The following is a 562-nucleotide window of genomic DNA, read 5'->3' as shown; positions in this document are numbered from 1 at the left end:
TGGCCGAGCTGGAGGACAACGGCCGGATCCTGTTTGTTGTTGACCAGCCCGCGACCATCGGTGCGCTTCCCGTCGCGGTGGCCCAGGCCGCCGGGGTGCTGGTCGGCTACCTGCCGGGCCTGGCGATGCGCCGGATCGCGGATCTTCACCCCGGAGAGGCGAAAACCGATGCCCGGGATGCGTTCATCATCGCCGAGGCCGCCAGGACCATGCCGCATGCCCTGCGCTCGGTTCAGTTGGTCGATGAGCAGCTCGCTGAGCTGAGCATGCTGTGTGGGTTCGACGATGACCTGGCCAAGCAGGCCACGGCGACTTCGAACCGGATCCGCGGGCTGCTCACGCAGATCCACCCAGCTTTGGAAAGGGTGCTCGGACCCTACATGGACCACCCGGCGGTGCTGGATCTGCTGCGTACCTGGCCTACCCCTGAAGCGCTCCGTCATGCGGGCCGGCGTCGGATCGGGAACCGGCTGACCAAACTCGCTCCGCGCATGGGTGAACGTCTTGCCGATGAAATCATCGAGGCCCTGGGCCGGCAAACCGTCACTGTCGTTGGAACGAA

At 66.0% G+C, this 562-nt stretch carries 1 protein-coding gene; it reads left to right on the top strand.

The features are described 5' to 3' along the window. A partial coding sequence (locus HP499_RS24785) for a transposase (RefSeq protein WP_172326645.1) occupies positions 1 to 562 on the top strand: 562 nt, incomplete at both ends.

Origin of the sequence: Paenarthrobacter sp. CM16 (assembly GCF_013179505.1) — a bacterium.
GTDB lineage: Bacteria > Actinomycetota > Actinomycetes > Actinomycetales > Micrococcaceae > Arthrobacter.
Note: the sequence above shows the minus strand (reverse complement) of the source record. Positions and strands in the feature narration are given on the sequence as shown.